The organism is Gordonia sp. SMJS1, from assembly GCF_029866425.1.
In the GTDB taxonomy this organism is placed as follows: Bacteria; Actinomycetota; Actinomycetes; order Mycobacteriales; family Mycobacteriaceae; genus Gordonia; species Gordonia hongkongensis.
This window is the reverse complement of record NZ_CP123381.1, coordinates 2,937,634-2,952,339: the sequence shown is the minus strand read 5'-3', so window position 1 is coordinate 2,952,339 and position 14,706 is coordinate 2,937,634. Positions and strand designations below refer to the sequence as shown.

Here is a 14,706-nt window from a genome sequence, read left to right as displayed (position 1 = left end):
TCAGTGGCCGACGAGGATCAGTGGCCGACGAGGCGGAGTGAGTCGTCGCGGCGGAGCACGAAGAAGTACGGCTTCGGCGACCCCTTCAGGTCCATGGCGCCCAGGACGGCATCATCGGAGATCCGGTGGAAGACGTCGTTGATCGGCAGCTGGTCGTACGACATGGTCGCGGTGTCCGTGCCGCGGTACCGAGTGGTGCGCAGCCGGGCCCGTGCTCGTCGGGTCTGACTGAGAAGCCTGGTCGCGGCGATCGGCGTCCCCAGCGACAACGACTTGACCCCGGGTGCCTTCTCGGCGATCCCCAGTCCGCCGAAAGCGATCGCCGGGTTCATGGCCCACAGTGCCGAACCGTCGCGGGTCGGGAAGAGCAGGGGGTGGACGGTCTCGGCGTCGACGAATTGCTTGCCCCACCAGCCGCTGGCCGCGAGGAAGCCGTCCAACGGGTGGTCGGTGGGCAGCTCGGCGCCACGCCAGGTGCCGATCATGAAGTCCGGTTCGACCGCGGGGGCGGAGTCGAACAGGTCGAGGGCCTCAGCGGTCGTCGTAGGCGTGGTGGTCAGGATCTCGCGCACATGCATGTCGACGATCGTACGTGTAAAGACACAGGATCTGAAGAATGTCGCAACGCATCGCGGAGCCATGCCCGGGGTGTGCGGCCCGTCCGGAATAGCCTGTACGTACGCCGGGTTGCCGCAGGCATGAACCAACCCGCGTATGACCCTCGTGATCTTCTCGCCGAAGGCGGAGTCGGTGTCCTCGCCACGATCAAGTCCTCGGGATTACCACAGCTGTCCCCGGTGACCCCCTTTTACGACCGCGACGCCGGGACCATCTACGTCTCGATGACCGAGGGCCGGGCCAAGACCGCCAACCTCCGACGCGATCCGCGCGCCGCGTTGGAGATCACCGGGCCCGATCGCTACACGTGGGCGACCGCCGAGGGCACTGTGACGTTGATCGGACCGGGCACCGAACCGGACGGGCCCGAGGTCGAGGCGCTCGTCGACTACTACCGCAAGGCGGCAGGCGAGCACCCGGACTGGGACGAATACCGCAGGGTCATGGTCGCCGATCGCCGCGTCCTGATGGTCATGTCCGTGGACCGGGTGTACGGCGAACGTCTGCGCTGATTTTCACGATCGAGGACCCGGGTTGTCCTCGTCGTGTCGCACAGTGGACTCATGACAACCGACTTTCAACTGACCTTCGACTGTGGTGACCCGGCTGCTCTGTCCGCATTCTGGGCCGAGGTGCTCGGTTACCGGCTCCAGGACCCGCCTACCGGATTCGACAGCTGGGAGTCGGCGCTCGACGCATTCGGTGTGCCTCCGGAGCGTCGGAACGACGCCTCGGCCGTTATCGACCCGGAGGAGCGCAGGCCACGGTTGTTCTTCCAACGCGTACCCGAGGGCAAGACGGCGAAGAACCGGGTGCACCTCGACGTCCGTGCTGCCCCTGGCCTGAGTGGCGACGACCGGATGCGCGCCCTCGAGGCCGAAGCCGACCGGCTCGTCGGACTCGGTGCGACCCGGGTCGAACGACACGACCCCGCACCTCCGCTCGGCGAGGGACACATCGTGATGCACGACCCCGAGGGCAACGAGTTCTGTCTGGACTAGGGATTTCGTGGCGACAATGCGCGCTATGTGCGCTCTGTTGCCACGAATTCCGGTGTCAGACAGATGTTTCCGGCTCTACCGAGCGTCCCGTCCAGGTCGGGCTGCTCGAAAGTGACCTCGGCGAAGCGTCCCTGAACCGAGAGCGTCGCGATGGTGTTGCCGAACAGCGGGCCCAGGGTGTTCCGCCAGGCGACGGGCAGTTCGGGTGAGCCACCACGACGCGCCCAACGCCGGACGACCGAGGCGAGCCGATTCGACCACCCCAACCGGAACACCACCTTGATGTACGGCGGGATCGCGTTGTGCACCGGCGAACACACGAGCTGGTGGACGTCGGCGCTCGTCGTGTCCGGGAAAACCGCACGTGCGGCATAGCTGTGGTGGACGTCGCCGGACAGCACGCTGACGGTCGCGGGCCCGGGGTCGCGCGCCGCAACCTGCCGGATCATCTCGCTGAGCCGGACGAAGGAATCGAAGAAGGCCGGCCAGTGCTCGAGGTCGGCACCCTGCCGGATCTTCTCGGCCAGCTGTCCACGACCGCCCGGCCGCCGGGCGCCGATCTCGTTCACAGTCTCCGCATCACCGATGACCGGCGGGAGCAACCACGGCAGTGATGAGCCGAGGACCAGGTGGTCGAGTCGCTCGATGTCGTCGTCGACCTGGCTCTCTACCCAATCGAATTCGTTGTCACTCACCATCTTTCGTGTTCCGTCGGACAGGATGCGACCGTTGCGGGAGTCGATCATGACCAGCCTGGTGTTGCCCAGGTTCCACCGGAAACTGAACCGGACACCCTTGGTTCCGTCGGTTTCCCGGTCGGCGCGATCCGCGACCTCGACCAGGTGGGGCCAGCAGTCACCGTCGATCTCGCGGACGCGGCGGTAGTCCTCGGACTCGGCGAGTTCGGCGGGGGAGAGGTTGCCGAGGTGCTGATACACCCAGTACGACGCGAGGCCGGCGCGGATCCGGTCCTGCCACCACGGCTTCTCGCTCATCTGCCGACGCCAGGTGTCCGAGGTGTTCCAGTCATCACGGATGTCGTGATCGTCGAAGATCATGGCCGTCGGCACGGTCGAGAGGATCCATCGGATCTCGGGGTCTCCCCAGGTGTGCCGATACAGTCCCTCGTACTCCTCGAAGTCGACGACCTCGTCGGACGGTCCGGCGGTCGAGGCCCGGCTCGACTCCAGCGACTCCTTCACCTGCGGGGTCAGCTCGTCCGCGTACACCTGGTCGCCGAGCAGAATGAGGGTGTCCGGCCACTCCTCCACCGGGAGGTGGCGCATTCGGACCGCGTAGCAGTCCAATGCGTCGAGTCCGAGCTTCTCGTCGAGCTTGGGGTCCTCGGCCCGCGGATACCGGCAGGACCCGAAGACGAACCGGTGCCGGTCCGCGGTGTCCGGTCCCCGGGTCCGGATCACGCTGGGCGGGAACTCGGTGTCCGGGAGGGGCCACTCGAGGGCGCCGTTGACGCGGACCTGATACTCGGAGACCGTGTCGGGCACCAGGCCGCTGACCTCGACCAGCGCGTAGTGGTGACCGGACACCTCGAACGTCCGGGTCGCACAGCCGAGGACTTCGACCTCGCCGGGTTCGTCGGTCTGCACCCAGATCAGCGCGGAGGTTTCGTCGACGTGCCGGAGGATCGGACCCAGAACCAAAGCCATTCGATCAGAGTAGGCCGTGGCGCGGCGTCGCGCGGCCACGTCGATCGTGAGCGATGAGTTCGCCGGGTCGTGCCGGTCTGCACTCCTGTCGCCCTCACCATAGCGGTGACGTCTCGCGCCGGGACACCGGTGCACCGGAGTATCGATGGAGGAGCAACCAATGGTGATCGTTGCCGGCAGTCTGCGAGTGGACCCGGACCAGCGCGCGGCGTACATCGCCGGCTGCGACGAGGTGGTCGGTGCCGCCCGTCGGGCACCGGGGTGTCTCGATTTCGCAATCTCCGCGGACTCGATGGACCCCGGCCGGATCAACATCTTCGAGCGCTGGGACTCGCAGTCGGCGGTCGAGGCGTTCCGTGGCGACGGGGTCGGCGAGGACCAGTCACGGGCGATCCGGTCGGCGTCCGTTGCCGAGTACGACGTCGCCGACGTGCGGATATTGGCGGGCCCTCCGGATTGATGAGCACACAACCCGCGGCCACATCGAGCGTCGTAGGCTGTGTGCGCACTTCCAGAGGGGATCATGACCGGAATGTCCGACATCCAACAGACTCTCGCCGACGTCCTCGGCGAGCTCCGCAGTCTCGACGACCCGCGGATCCGAGCGGTCAACGAGAAACACGGCGACGACTACGGGGTCAATCTCACGAAGCTCAGGGCGATCGCGAAACGACTGCGAACGCAGCCCGAACTTTCCGCGGAGCTGTGGGCGACGGGCGACACCGCGCCGCGCCTGCTTGCACTGTTGATCTGTCGCCCGCGGGCGTTCGACGCCGCGCAGCTCGACACGATGATCCGCGAGGCCGACCGGCCGAAGGTCCACGATTGGCTCGTCAACTACGTCGTCAAAAAGAGTCCGCATGCCGAGGAGTTGCGGAGGTCGTGGATGGCCGACGCCGAGCCCGGTGTCGCCGCGGCGGGATGGGCCCTGACCGCTGATCGAGTGGTCAAGAAGCCCGGTGACCTCGACATGGCCGGGTTGCTCGACACCATCGAGTCCGACATGGGGAACGCGCCGCCACGCCTGCAGTGGGCGATGAACACATGCCTGGCGACCATCGGCATCGAGAATCCCGACTTCCGTTCTCGTGCAATCGACATCGGTGAGCGGTTGCGAGTGCTGGAGGATTACCCGACCTCCCCGGGCTGCACTTCGCCGTATGCGCCGGTCTGGATCGCCGAGATGGTACGGCGCAGATCGCCGTGACCTGAGCGGCTGCTCGTTGCCCCGTCGCTCAGGCGTCGGATCCTGACACTCCCGGAGATCCTTTGCTGCTCAGTCATTGTGGTGGCTGTGGGAAACCGGCATGACGACCGTGGTGAGGTCGCCGCCGTCTGCGGACCGAATCGTCATCGGGAGGTCCCGATTGCGGACGTCGATCATCATCTCGCCCCCGATCGACACATGGACCGCTGGGTAGAGCGTCGAGACCTCGAACCACAGTGCGATCGGGGGGCCGCAGGTCTCGGCTGGCACGACGGCGAGTTGTGCCGACGAGGCGTCGCTCAGTGTGAGTGCCGCCGACGTGAAGTCCAGGTGCACCCGGTCGGTTGCACAGCGCTCCAACGATTGCAACACAGCGGATTTCGCGACACTCGCACGCATGGTCACCGTGGGCAGGGCTTCGATCATCGCCTGGTGCGCGGGAAACGGCCCGTCGAGTAGGCGGCACCACATGTCGTCCCGACCGTCGAGCCGGAATCGAACTGCGCCGGCCGCGGCGTCGATGTCGACGACGCCGCCCCGTGTCAGGTCGGACAGACCATCACGGAGGTCGGCCGCACACAGCGTTCCCGACCACCGGGTGCCGCACGGTTCGACGGTCGGTAGCGACCGGGAAGAGAGCCGGTAGCGGTCTGTCGAGGTCAGGGTGACGGCCCCGTCTTCCAGCCGGAGTTCGACAGCGTCCAGGACGGGATGGGCCACGTCACGGGCGGCTGCGGTGAGCACCTGGCCGAGCGCGGCGGCCAGGATCGGTCCACGCACGGTGGCGAGCAGGGTTGTCGACTCCGCGGCGATCGTCATCTTGATCGTCCTGGCCTCGCGCCGAACCCGATCGGCTTCGGCAGCGACGGTGCGCACGTGTTCGTCGATCAGTCCGCCGGCGGTACCCGGCTCGGCGGCGAGGACCGTGCGGATGTCGGCGAGCGACATCCCGTTCTCGCGGAGTCGCCGGAGTGCGATCGCGTGCCGCTCCTGCGACGCGCTGTACTGGCGATATCCGGTCGACGCGTCGACGGCGGCCGGGGTGAGCAACCCCGAGTCGTCGTAGAACCGCAGCGCGGACGCGGTCAAGCCGGTGCGTTGCGCGAACGCGCCGATCGGGACGAGTTCGCTGACTTCGGGAACGGACGGCATATCGCAGATCATCCGGCTTCGACCTACCTGAAGGTCAAGTGGAACCGTGTCGGCGTCCGTTCGGGTCAGATGAGACCGAGTGCGAGCATGGCGTCGGCCACGCGAGTGAACGCCGCGATGTTGGCGCCGGTCGCGTAGTTGCCCGGTGCCCCGTATTCGTCTGCCGTGTGCAGGCAGTGGTCATGGATGGCCGTCATGATCTCCGACAATCGGTCCTCGGTGTGCGCGAACGTCCACGAATCCCGAGAAGCGTTCTGCTGCATCTCGAGTGCGCTGGTGGCGACGCCGCCCGCGTTCGCGGCCTTACCCGGGGCGAAGCCGACGCCGGCGTCTGCGAAGATGCGCACCGCCTCGGGGGTGCTGGGCATGTTCGCGCCCTCGGCGACGATGCGACATCCGTTCTTCGCCAGTTGAGTGGCGTCGACCCCGTTCAGTTCGTTCTGCGTCGCGCAGGGGATGGCGATGTCGGTGGGCACACTCCACATCGATCCGGTGTCGACGTGACGGGCGGACCCGCGGCGGGCGTCGGCGTAATCCGAGATACGGCCGCGCCGAACGTTTTTGATCTCCTTGAGCAGTTCGAGGTCGATACCGGCATCATCGACGACGTAGCCCCCGGAGTCCGAGCACGCGATCACGCGACCGCCGAGTTGTTGCACCTTCTCGATGGCGTAGATCGCCACATTGCCCGAGCCCGAGACCACCACGGTCTTGCCGTCGAGATCATCACCGGCCGCGGCGAGCATCTCGCGGACGAAGAACACCACGCCGTACCCGGTCGCCTCGGTGCGGACCTGCGACCCACCCCAGGCGAGTCCCTTGCCGGTGAGCACGCCGGACTCGTAACGGTTGGTGATGCGCTTGTACTGGCCGAAGAGATAACCGATCTCGCGACCGCCGACGCCGGTGTCACCCGCGGGTACATCGGTGTACTCGCCGATGTGGCGGTAGAGCTCGGTCATGAACGACTGGCAGAACCGCATGATCTCCGCGTCGGAGCGTCCCTTGGGATCGAAGTCGGCGCCGCCTTTGCCGCCGCCGATCGGGAGCCCGGTCAGTGCGTTCTTGAAGATCTGCTCGAACCCGAGGAACTTGATCACGCCCAGGTAGACGCTGGGGTGGAATCGAAGGCCGCCCTTGTAGGGGCCGAGTGCGGAATTGAACTCGACCCGGAACCCGCGGTTGATCTGCACCTGCCCCTGGTCGTCGACCCACGGCACTCGGAAGATGATCTGGCGCTCGGGCTCCGTCAGTCTCTTGATGATCCCGGCGTCCGCGTAGTGGGGATGTTTCGCCAAGACCGGACCCAGACTGTCGAAGACCTCCCGGACGGCCTGGTGGAACTCGGCCTCCCCAGGGTTCCGCGCAACAACCTGCGCGTACAGATCGCTGATCTTCTCGTCGAGCACGATGGCGACCACTTCCTTCTCCGTAGGTGTGGGACGGCGACGTGCCCAGGTGAGCACGCCGCCACCCGCACCCTATCGAGTGACAGGAATTCGACCGCAGACCGGTCCGTCGGACGACGACCGCGGTGTGTCCGCAGTGAGGTGGTCGGACCCGCTCACCTGCGGAGCAGTCCGGTCGGGCACCGCTATGCGCGGATCACGCGCGGGCCAGAACAGGTCGTCGCACCTGGAGCGACGGATGTCGGGTCACGATCTCATGCCTGGACGTCGGATCGGCACCAGTGGTGAGCGTCAGGATCCAAGGCACCGACTCGGCGTCGTCGGACACCCACGGATCCAGTTCGAGGTGGGCCAGGATGTCGCGTGACAGGCTCTCGAGTCTCGCGACGGTCAGTCGTCCGGACGAGTCCGCGAAACCGAAGCACACATCCCGCCCCTCGGGTATTCCGAACACGTCCACGTCGTTCTCGCGGTGCCATTGCCGTCGGAGGAGCAACGACTCCGACTCCTCGACGACAACCGAACACCTGGCGGGGTGGGAAAAGGCGTCGTGCGCGCGAGTCGACGCTTGCTCGACGAATTCTCTGACCCGACCGGGGGAGCCACACACGCGTATTCGGCACTCCATCACAACCGCATTCACGGCCACTCTTCCTTTCGCTGCTACCGGCCATCTGCGACCGGTGCCATGGACTCTAGCCCAGAAAAAAATAAAAGCCAGTCCGGCGCATTTCGCAGGCCCACAGTAAATGAAACGTACTGTGTGACAACGTATGAAGTCGGCAAGTCGGCATCAGATCGGACGGGCTGGACTTCTGCCATTTCTGGGCTATGGTCACGAAGGAGAGCGGGAGCGAACCGTTGTAGACCACGACCGATTCGAGGATAAATGGCGGAAAAGAATTCGAGCTCGAAAAAGCGGCGGCAAGAACTCAAGGAACGTCGTGAGCGAAAACGGGCACTCGAGGATGTCTCGTTGATTCGGAAGAGGAAAAGCGCGCGTTGACGCCGACGCTCGCGTCAGCCCGCGCTTTTCAGTGCCCGGGCGATCGTGGGCCAGGCTCGGTGCAGATCCTGGTTCCAGTAGCCCCACGAGTGGAGACCGGCACGGAAGTCGTAGGTGATGTCGACCCCGGCTCGGTCTGCGCGACGCTTGAAGCTCTCGGTGCATCGGGCGACGATGCCCTCGAGCACGCCTCCGACGGGTGAGGCCAGCCCGGCCAGCCCTAGGGCCGGGTCGGACAGACCGTTGCCGACCGCTACATACACGGGCTTACCGCGTAGCGCGGACACGTGACCGGCGGGATTGTGGGCATCCCAGTTGTCGTGATCGAGCGGGCCCCACATGTTCTCCGGGTTCCCGCCTCTCGTCGTGACCGATGTGGCGGTCGCCTGCCGGAACTCCGGCGACCCTTGATCGAGGCACCCGCTGAAGGCGACCACACCCCGGTAGAGATCTGGGTTGCGGACCGCGATGGACATCGCGCCCAGCGCCCCCATCGACAGCCCGCCGATCACGTTCCGTCCGTTGCCCCGGAAGCGTCCGTCGACCAGCGGAGGGAGTTCCTCGGTCAGGAAGGTCTCCCACATGTTCCGACCCAGGACGGGATCGATTCGGCGCCAGTCGGTGTAGTACGAGCCCGTACCCCCGATGGGCAGAACCACGTTGACCTTCTTGTCGGCGACGAAGCGCGCGATGTCGGTCTGAAAGGTCCACCCGCTCTGCGTGTAGCTGGTGTAGACCCCACCGTCGATCCCGTCGAGGAGGTACACGGTCGGCCGTGGGCCGGTCCGCTCGCGGGGGGCGAGCACGCTCACTCGAACGGGCCGCTTCATGGCGGCGGAATACACGGTCATCGTCGTGCGTGTCGCCGTCTCCGAGGACACCGCAAGGATCCGCGCCGAGTCGCCGAGCCTCGGCGGGGTCGCTCCCGCCGGCTGCCCCGTCGAGACGCTCGCGACGACCGCGATCAGAAATGCACAACCGAGCCCTGCGGCTCGCTGCCAGCGTGACACTCTTCGTTCCCCCTCGGACACTGCCGTCACGACCGGCGACCCACCCCCAGGTCGACGTCCGGCATTCGCCGCGTGTCGGTCGATCACGGGTCCGGACACGGACCGCGGACCCATTAGAGCAGGTCTGGGGCCGCCGTGTGACCGAAGCGCGCCGACGACCGAGGTTTTGCGTACAGGGACCCGGGTACCCGAATGATCCCGGGCTGTGGACAGTCGGGATTCACACGACAGAGGAAGGTAGGTGCTCTGGTGGGCACATATGTCACCGCGAATCCGACCACCGGTACGACCGATCGGGAATTTCCCGGACTGAAGGACGACGAGGTGGCCGGCGTGGCCGAACGGTCACTCGCGGCATACCAGGAGTGGCGAGCGACCGAGGCATCCGAACGGGCCGCAATTCTCTCCCGGACCGCTGACGAGTACGAGAGGCGAGCCGATGAGCTCGCGGCCGTCATCACGACCGAGATGGGCAAACCCGCCAAGGAGGCGGCGGGAGAGGTTCAGCTGGCCGCGGACATCTATCGCTGGTATGCCGAGCACGGACCGGATCTGCTCGAGACCGAGGTCCTCGACCCGCAGGGCGCGGACGCGTCGATCGTGCAGGTCGCGCCGATCGGACCACTGGTGGGCGTGATGCCGTGGAACTACCCCTACTACCAGGTCGCACGTTTCGTCGCGCCGAACCTGTTGGCCGGCAACACCGTCATTCTCAAGCATGCGTCGATCTGCGCGGCCTCGTCGGCGTTGATGGCAGAGATCCTGCACGACGCGGGTGTCCCTGCCGACGCGTACATCAACGCGTATGCAAGCAGTGATCAGATCGCAGACCTGCTCGCGCACAACGCGATACGCGGCGTATCGCTCACCGGCAGTGAGAAAGCGGGTGCAGCCGTGGCAAAGGTTGCGGCGGAGAACCTGAAGAAGTCCGTGCTCGAGCTCGGCGGTTCGGACCCGTTCATCCTGCTCGACTCCGCCGACATGGAACGCACGACGAAGATCGCGGCGGGCGCACGGCTGTCGAACGCGGGCCAGGCGTGCAATTCGCCGAAACGGTTCATCGTTCTCGACGAGTTGTACGACGACTTCGTCGACGGTGTGGTCAAGCAGTTCGAGTCGACGGTGGTCGGTGATCCATCCGACGATTCCACTCAGATGGGTCCGCTGTCGTCCCTGTCGGCGCGCGACACGGTGGCCGAACAGGTCGAGACCGCGGTGAAACAGGGCGCCACCCTGCGGACGGGTGGAAAGCCGCTGGAGCGCGACGGAGCCTTCTTCGAACCCACTGTGCTGACGGACATCACCCCGGACATGGACGCCTACTCCGAGGAGATCTTCGGGCCGGTCGCGATGGTCTACAAGGTGTCCTCTCCGGAGGACGCCGTGGCGCTCGCCAACGATGTCGAGTTCGGATTGAGCGGATCGGTGTGGAGCGGTGACATCGGCAAGGCCGAGGAGGTCGCCGATCAGCTGGAGGTCGGCATGGCGTATGTCAACGAACACGGCACCACGCTGCCCGGCCTTCCGTTCGGCGGGGTGAAACGGTCCGGCTACGGTCGCGAACTCGGGCGTTGGGGCATGGGCGAGTTCGTCAACACCAAGCTGCGTCGCACCGCCTCCGAGTAGCCGGACGATCGGCGATGGCCGGACGGGCCGATGCGGAAGCGTCGGCCCGTCTCGCTGTCCGGCTCGTGATCTGGCGGCCGGTTGTCCGACGTGTCAGCCGTTGGTCTGACGCGCCCGGTCGACCGCGACGGCCACCCCGTGATGCCACGGCACCCCGTGCCCGGGAAGCAGAGACTTCGCGTCCGTCGCTGCCAGCGCGTCGAGCGACGCCCGATTGCGATCGAGGTCGGCGGTTGCGGAACCGGCGATCATGCGCGGGCCGGTCGCCGCGGTGTACGGATCGAGGGTGACGAGCGCGTCGCCGGCGATGACCGCGTCGCGCAATGGAAAGTGCAGCGACACATGGCCGTAGGTGTGACCGGGAGTCGGCACCACCTGCGCGCCACCGGGGAGCAGGGCATCATCGCCGAAAGGCGTCACATCCAGGTGATCGACGCCGCGCACCGTGAACGCACCGGCCGCCGCCATGCGTCCGAGCAGGCGTAGCGAACGCGGATGACGAAGGGGCACTCCGAATCTGGTCGCGTTCTGATGCGCGTAGCGGTAGGGATGGGACGCCAGCCACGCATCGTCGCGATGGACGTGGACCGGGATCCGCCACTCGCGCGCCAGGCGGCGCGCGGTGCCGACGTGATCGAAATGACCATGCGTGATGATCAGGTCGGTCACGGCATCGGTGTCACGGCCGAGTTCCCGGATGGCCTTGACGAGGGGTTCGTACGAACGGGGGAGTCCACAGTCGACGAGGATCAGCCGGTCCTGGTCCTCGATCAGGTACTGATTCGTGTAGGCGTACTCGAGCCAGTGGATGCCGGGGACGACGTCACGATGGAAGGTCATGACGAGACGCGTACCCGGTGGTCGCGGCAGCAAACCGGGACGACCTTCGAAGTTTGGACAAGACCGGGGGTTTCTGTAATCACCCCGGCCTCTGGCTCGACATGCGGGTTACAGCACCGCAGGAGCGTGACTGCGACAGTAACAGGAACACCCCGGTGAACGCGAATCACCGATTGCCGACCTGATGTCGATCGTCGATGAAGACCTGCCAGCACAGGTAATTGCGGGCACGTTGGTCGTCGAGCACCAACTCGCGTACCCGAACAGGGAGATGTCTTCGCTGCCAAGCGCATTCGTGTCTACCCGCGTCGACCCCGTGTGCGGACCGGACCGCCTTGATCGCGTACGCCGCGGCACCGAGGTCGTGCGATGCGACGTGCGCGGTCACCGCCGCTTGCCCGGCGGCGTAGGCGGCGAACCGCGGTGCGCCACGTAGATCGCGGGCGGCACCCATGGCGTGTCCGCCGGCGGCGCGCGACTCCATCATCGCCAGTTCGCCCCGGGTCCACGCGCGGACCGCCGCGATTGCCTCCCTGGGGCGAGCGTCATCCGGCCGTGCCGACTCGAACAAGGGCAGAACGTGCTCCGCACACCGTGCCGCCCAGAGCGCCAGCAAGTGGTGATCGGCGTCGGTGAGTGTCCCGCCACGACGGATGGTGACCAAGCGGGGGTCGAACACTGTGGGGAGGATCATCGCGACCTCTCTGCCGGCACGGACTCAGCGGCGGCGCCGGGCGATTTGCACCTCGACGTCCTCGGGTGTGAGAACCGCGGTGGGTTCGGCGACGACGCCCACGCGTACGGGCGCCTGGGCTCGGTCGGTGACGGTGAGCGGCGGGCCGTCGGGCTGCAGATGGTCGTTGCCCCACTGCATCAACGACATCACCACGGGAAACAGATCGCGGCCCATGTCGGTGAGCTGATACTCGAACCGTTCGCGCTGGCCGGCGTCGCGGTAGGGGACCTTGGTGAAGATCCCGGCCTCGGTGAGTTCGCGCAGGCGGGCCGACGCGACCGCGTCGCTGATCCCGACCCGCCGGCTGAACTGATCGAACCTGGTGGCGCCGTAGAAGGCCTCCCGCAGGATAAGGATCGCCGACCGGGTGCCCACCAGGTCGATCGCCTTCGCGATCGAGCAGCCGCTCGCCTCCCAGCTGTCGCGTTCGGCCAGCGGGCCCTTCAGGTGCATCATGCCCCCAGCCTACCCTGACTTGACAAGACCATAGCCAGAGCGTAGACCTGACTTTGGCAGACAAAAGTCAGCCATCATCCGGATCGGGTTGCGTTCCGATCCGCACACTGACGGAGGATCAGTCATGAGATCTGCGGTCATCGTCGACGCTGTTCGCACACCCATCGGCAAGGGCAAGCCCACCGGCGCCCTCCACGACGTTCATCCCGTCGACCTCCTCGCGCACAGCCTCCGAGCAGTCGTGGACCGTTCGGGTGTCGATCCCGAACTCGTCGACGACGTGATCACCGGTGTCGTCAGTCAGGTGGGGGAGCAGAGTTTCAACATCGCGCGGCGCGCGCTCCTGGCCGCCGGCTACCCCGAATCCGTGCCGGGGGTCTCCGTCGACCGCCAATGCGGAAGCGGGCAACAGGCCATCGCGTTCGCCGCGCAGGGCATCATCGCGGGCACGTACGACATCGCGGTCGCCGCGGGTGTCGAATCGATGTCCCGTATCCCGATGGGCTCGGCCGTTGCCGGTACCGCCGATCTCAACGGACGGGCGTTCGGCGAACGATACCCGCAGGGCCTCGTGGGTCAGGGGATCTCGGCGGAACTGATCGCCGCCCGCTGGGACATCTCGCGACGCGAGATCGACGAATTCTCGCTGCAGTCACACGATCTCGCCGCCACCGCCACCAAGAACGGACTCTTCGACGACGAACTCGCCCCCATCGCGGGGCTGACGTCGGACGAGGGCATCCGGCTCGGGGGCAACCTCGACGACCTCGCCCGGTTGCGACCGGCCTACTACGACGAGGCGATCGCGAACCGGTTCCCCGAGATCGACTGGCGGATCACCGCGGCGAGTGCGAGTCAGATCAGCGACGGGTCGTCGGCGGTGCTGCTGATGAGCGAGGAGAAAGCCGCCGAACTCGGTCTGCGTCCGCGCGCTCGTGTGCACACCATCGCGGTCGCCGGTGACGACCCACTCCTGATGCTCACCGGCATCATCCCGGCGACGCGGAAGGCACTGTCACGCAGTGGTTTGCGAGTCGAGGACATCGACCTGTTCGAGGTGAACGAGGCGTTCGCGCCGGTGGTACTGGCGTGGTCGCGGGAGTTCGGGGTGGACGTGGATCGAGTCAACGTCAACGGCGGTGCGATCGCGCTCGGCCACCCGCTGGGTGCCAGCGGTGCCCGCCTCGCGACCACGGGACTGAACGCGCTGGAACAGCGCGGCGGTCGTTACCTCCTGCAAACGATGTGTGAGGCAGGCGGATTGGCCAACGCGACGATCTACGAGCGACTCGGCTGAGCCGTCGGCGGTCCGGGCGGACGTGCTCGTCGTCCATTCGGCGAATCTCGGTCGCACACGTTGCGTCCGCCCGGTACCGTGATTGCGCATACCCGCTGTTCGGAGCGGGGCCGATGACTGCGGGGACCTCATGAACCCAACCGATCCGAATGCAGCAGCGCTCGTCGCGACGCGGGAGGCCACCGTTCTGGCGCATCTCGAGGCCGAGAATCGGCACGACGTCGGTGCCACGCTGGCGACGTTCAAAGACGGCGCGGCACGTACCGAGTTGCCCGGTGAGATCGCCGATGGCCACGACGCGGTGTCGGCCTCGTATCACGAACTGTTCACCGCATTGCCGGACATGCATTTCGATGTCGACCCCGAGACGCTGTGCCATCACGACGATCGAGTCATCTGTGAGACGCGAGTTCGCGGAACACATCTGGGCCCATACCGCGGGCTCGCCCCGACGGGTCGGTCTCTCGACCTGCCCATCGTCGCGGTGTTCACCTTCGCGGGCTCAGATCTGGTTGCGGAGCGCGCCTACTTCGACCGTCTGGAAATGTTCATGCAGCTCGGGGTCGCGCGGGATCCGAACACCCTCGCCGGCCGGATCGCCACGCTGCTCAATCACCCGATCACGGTCATCGGCGCTGCTGTCCGTCGTCTAACATCCCGGTCCGCCGCGTCGGCCTGACG

The 14,706-nt window shown here is 66.4% G+C and carries 16 protein-coding genes; 7 read left to right on the top strand and 9 right to left on the bottom strand.

The window, feature by feature from the left end; all coding sequences use genetic code 11:
- Positions 1 to 17: 17 nt before the first annotated feature.
- Positions 18 to 578: a GXWXG domain-containing protein gene (locus QAD21_RS13580; RefSeq protein WP_137810585.1), complete on the bottom strand. Its 561-nt coding sequence runs from the start codon at positions 576 to 578 to the stop codon at positions 18 to 20.
- Positions 579 to 698: 120 nt separating this feature from the next.
- On the opposite strand from QAD21_RS13580, the gene QAD21_RS13575 reads away from it, so the two are divergent.
- Positions 699 to 1,130 (top strand): PPOX class F420-dependent oxidoreductase, encoded by a 432-nt coding sequence (locus QAD21_RS13575; protein WP_058253495.1) that lies wholly within the window; start codon positions 699 to 701, stop codon positions 1,128 to 1,130.
- 51 nt (positions 1,131 to 1,181) lie between these two features.
- Positions 1,182 to 1,619, top strand: a complete 438-nt coding sequence (locus QAD21_RS13570; protein WP_137810586.1) for a VOC family protein — start codon at positions 1,182 to 1,184, stop codon at positions 1,617 to 1,619.
- A 23-nt stretch (positions 1,620 to 1,642) separates the two neighbouring features.
- Here QAD21_RS13570 and QAD21_RS13565 read toward each other — a convergent pair whose 3' ends face one another.
- Complete coding sequence (locus QAD21_RS13565; RefSeq protein ID WP_280359685.1) at positions 1,643 to 3,286, bottom strand: alkaline phosphatase D family protein; 1,644 nt, start codon at positions 3,284 to 3,286, stop codon at positions 1,643 to 1,645.
- Between the two features lie 160 nt (positions 3,287 to 3,446).
- Here QAD21_RS13565 and QAD21_RS13560 point away from each other — a divergent pair, with 160 nt between their 5' ends.
- Positions 3,447 to 3,746 (top strand): antibiotic biosynthesis monooxygenase family protein, encoded by a 300-nt coding sequence (locus QAD21_RS13560; RefSeq protein ID WP_247449334.1) that lies wholly within the window; start codon positions 3,447 to 3,449, stop codon positions 3,744 to 3,746.
- Positions 3,747 to 3,809: 63 nt separating this feature from the next.
- On the top strand, positions 3,810 to 4,493 hold the full coding sequence (locus QAD21_RS13555) for a DNA alkylation repair protein (protein WP_269554832.1): 684 nt from the start codon (positions 3,810 to 3,812) through the stop codon (positions 4,491 to 4,493).
- Between the two features lie 69 nt (positions 4,494 to 4,562).
- Here the strand turns inward: QAD21_RS13555 and QAD21_RS13550 are convergent, their stop codons facing one another.
- The 4 genes from QAD21_RS13550 to QAD21_RS13535 form a co-directional block, all read right to left on the bottom strand.
- On the bottom strand, positions 4,563 to 5,645 hold the full coding sequence (locus QAD21_RS13550; RefSeq protein WP_280359680.1) for a MerR family transcriptional regulator: 1,083 nt from the start codon (positions 5,643 to 5,645) through the stop codon (positions 4,563 to 4,565).
- A 65-nt stretch (positions 5,646 to 5,710) separates the two neighbouring features.
- Positions 5,711 to 7,066 carry an NADP-specific glutamate dehydrogenase gene (gene gdhA, locus QAD21_RS13545; RefSeq protein ID WP_277244488.1) on the bottom strand — a complete coding sequence of 452 codons (1,356 nt, stop codon included), beginning with the start codon at positions 7,064 to 7,066 and terminating at the stop codon, positions 5,711 to 5,713.
- A gap of 184 nt (positions 7,067 to 7,250) precedes the next feature.
- Complete coding sequence (locus tag QAD21_RS13540; RefSeq protein WP_223258860.1) at positions 7,251 to 7,508, bottom strand: hypothetical protein; 258 nt, start codon at positions 7,506 to 7,508, stop codon at positions 7,251 to 7,253.
- Between the two features lie 566 nt (positions 7,509 to 8,074).
- Positions 8,075 to 9,070, bottom strand: a complete 996-nt coding sequence (locus QAD21_RS13535) for an alpha/beta hydrolase family protein (RefSeq protein WP_259935589.1) — start codon at positions 9,068 to 9,070, stop codon at positions 8,075 to 8,077.
- A gap of 249 nt (positions 9,071 to 9,319) precedes the next feature.
- On the opposite strand from QAD21_RS13535, the gene QAD21_RS13530 reads away from it, so the two are divergent.
- A complete protein-coding gene (locus QAD21_RS13530; protein WP_068970449.1) occupies positions 9,320 to 10,696 on the top strand; it encodes an NAD-dependent succinate-semialdehyde dehydrogenase in 1,377 nt (458 codons plus the stop codon).
- Positions 10,697 to 10,789: 93 nt separating this feature from the next.
- On the opposite strand, the gene QAD21_RS13525 is transcribed toward QAD21_RS13530, so the two are convergent.
- From QAD21_RS13525 to QAD21_RS13515, 3 genes are all read right to left on the bottom strand, one after another.
- Positions 10,790 to 11,536, bottom strand: a complete 747-nt coding sequence (locus QAD21_RS13525; protein ID WP_068970458.1) for an MBL fold metallo-hydrolase — start codon at positions 11,534 to 11,536, stop codon at positions 10,790 to 10,792.
- 166 nt (positions 11,537 to 11,702) lie between these two features.
- Complete coding sequence (locus QAD21_RS13520; RefSeq protein WP_068970448.1) at positions 11,703 to 12,230, bottom strand: putative immunity protein; 528 nt, start codon at positions 12,228 to 12,230, stop codon at positions 11,703 to 11,705.
- Between the two features lie 24 nt (positions 12,231 to 12,254).
- Entirely contained in the window at positions 12,255 to 12,728 is a 474-nt protein-coding gene (locus QAD21_RS13515; RefSeq protein ID WP_065631647.1) for a helix-turn-helix domain-containing protein, read from the bottom strand.
- A 124-nt stretch (positions 12,729 to 12,852) separates the two neighbouring features.
- Between QAD21_RS13515 and QAD21_RS13510 the strand changes: the two genes are divergently transcribed.
- Positions 12,853 to 14,025, top strand: coding sequence for an acetyl-CoA C-acyltransferase (locus QAD21_RS13510; protein WP_159370898.1), 1,173 nt, complete (start codon positions 12,853 to 12,855; stop codon positions 14,023 to 14,025).
- A 130-nt stretch (positions 14,026 to 14,155) separates the two neighbouring features.
- The gene (locus QAD21_RS13505) at positions 14,156 to 14,704 is read left to right on the top strand and encodes an ester cyclase (protein WP_058253482.1); all 549 of its coding nucleotides are present in this window, start codon (positions 14,156 to 14,158) and stop codon (positions 14,702 to 14,704) included.
- Positions 14,705 to 14,706 lie beyond the last annotated feature (2 nt).

Excerpts from the sequence above, each read along its gene's own strand:
- QAD21_RS13580 (WP_137810585.1), bottom strand. The coding sequence starts at position 578 with ATGCATGTGCGCGAGATCCTGACCACCACGCCTACGACGACCGCTGAG.
- QAD21_RS13575 (WP_058253495.1), top strand. The coding sequence starts at position 699 with ATGAACCAACCCGCGTATGACCCTCGTGATCTTCTCGCCGAAGGCGGA.
- QAD21_RS13570 (WP_137810586.1), top strand. The coding sequence starts at position 1,182 with ATGACAACCGACTTTCAACTGACCTTCGACTGTGGTGACCCGGCTGCT.
- QAD21_RS13565 (WP_280359685.1), bottom strand. The coding sequence starts at position 3,286 with ATGGCTTTGGTTCTGGGTCCGATCCTCCGGCACGTCGACGAAACCTCC.
- QAD21_RS13560 (WP_247449334.1), top strand. The coding sequence starts at position 3,447 with ATGGTGATCGTTGCCGGCAGTCTGCGAGTGGACCCGGACCAGCGCGCG.
- QAD21_RS13555 (WP_269554832.1), top strand. The coding sequence starts at position 3,810 with ATGACCGGAATGTCCGACATCCAACAGACTCTCGCCGACGTCCTCGGC.
- QAD21_RS13550 (WP_280359680.1), bottom strand. The coding sequence starts at position 5,645 with ATGCCGTCCGTTCCCGAAGTCAGCGAACTCGTCCCGATCGGCGCGTTC.
- QAD21_RS13525 (WP_068970458.1), bottom strand. The coding sequence starts at position 11,536 with ATGACCTTCCATCGTGACGTCGTCCCCGGCATCCACTGGCTCGAGTAC.
- QAD21_RS13520 (WP_068970448.1), bottom strand. The coding sequence starts at position 12,230 with ATGATCCTCCCCACAGTGTTCGACCCCCGCTTGGTCACCATCCGTCGT.
- QAD21_RS13515 (WP_065631647.1), bottom strand. The coding sequence starts at position 12,728 with ATGATGCACCTGAAGGGCCCGCTGGCCGAACGCGACAGCTGGGAGGCG.
- QAD21_RS13510 (WP_159370898.1), top strand. The coding sequence starts at position 12,853 with ATGAGATCTGCGGTCATCGTCGACGCTGTTCGCACACCCATCGGCAAG.
- QAD21_RS13505 (WP_058253482.1), top strand. The coding sequence starts at position 14,156 with ATGAACCCAACCGATCCGAATGCAGCAGCGCTCGTCGCGACGCGGGAG.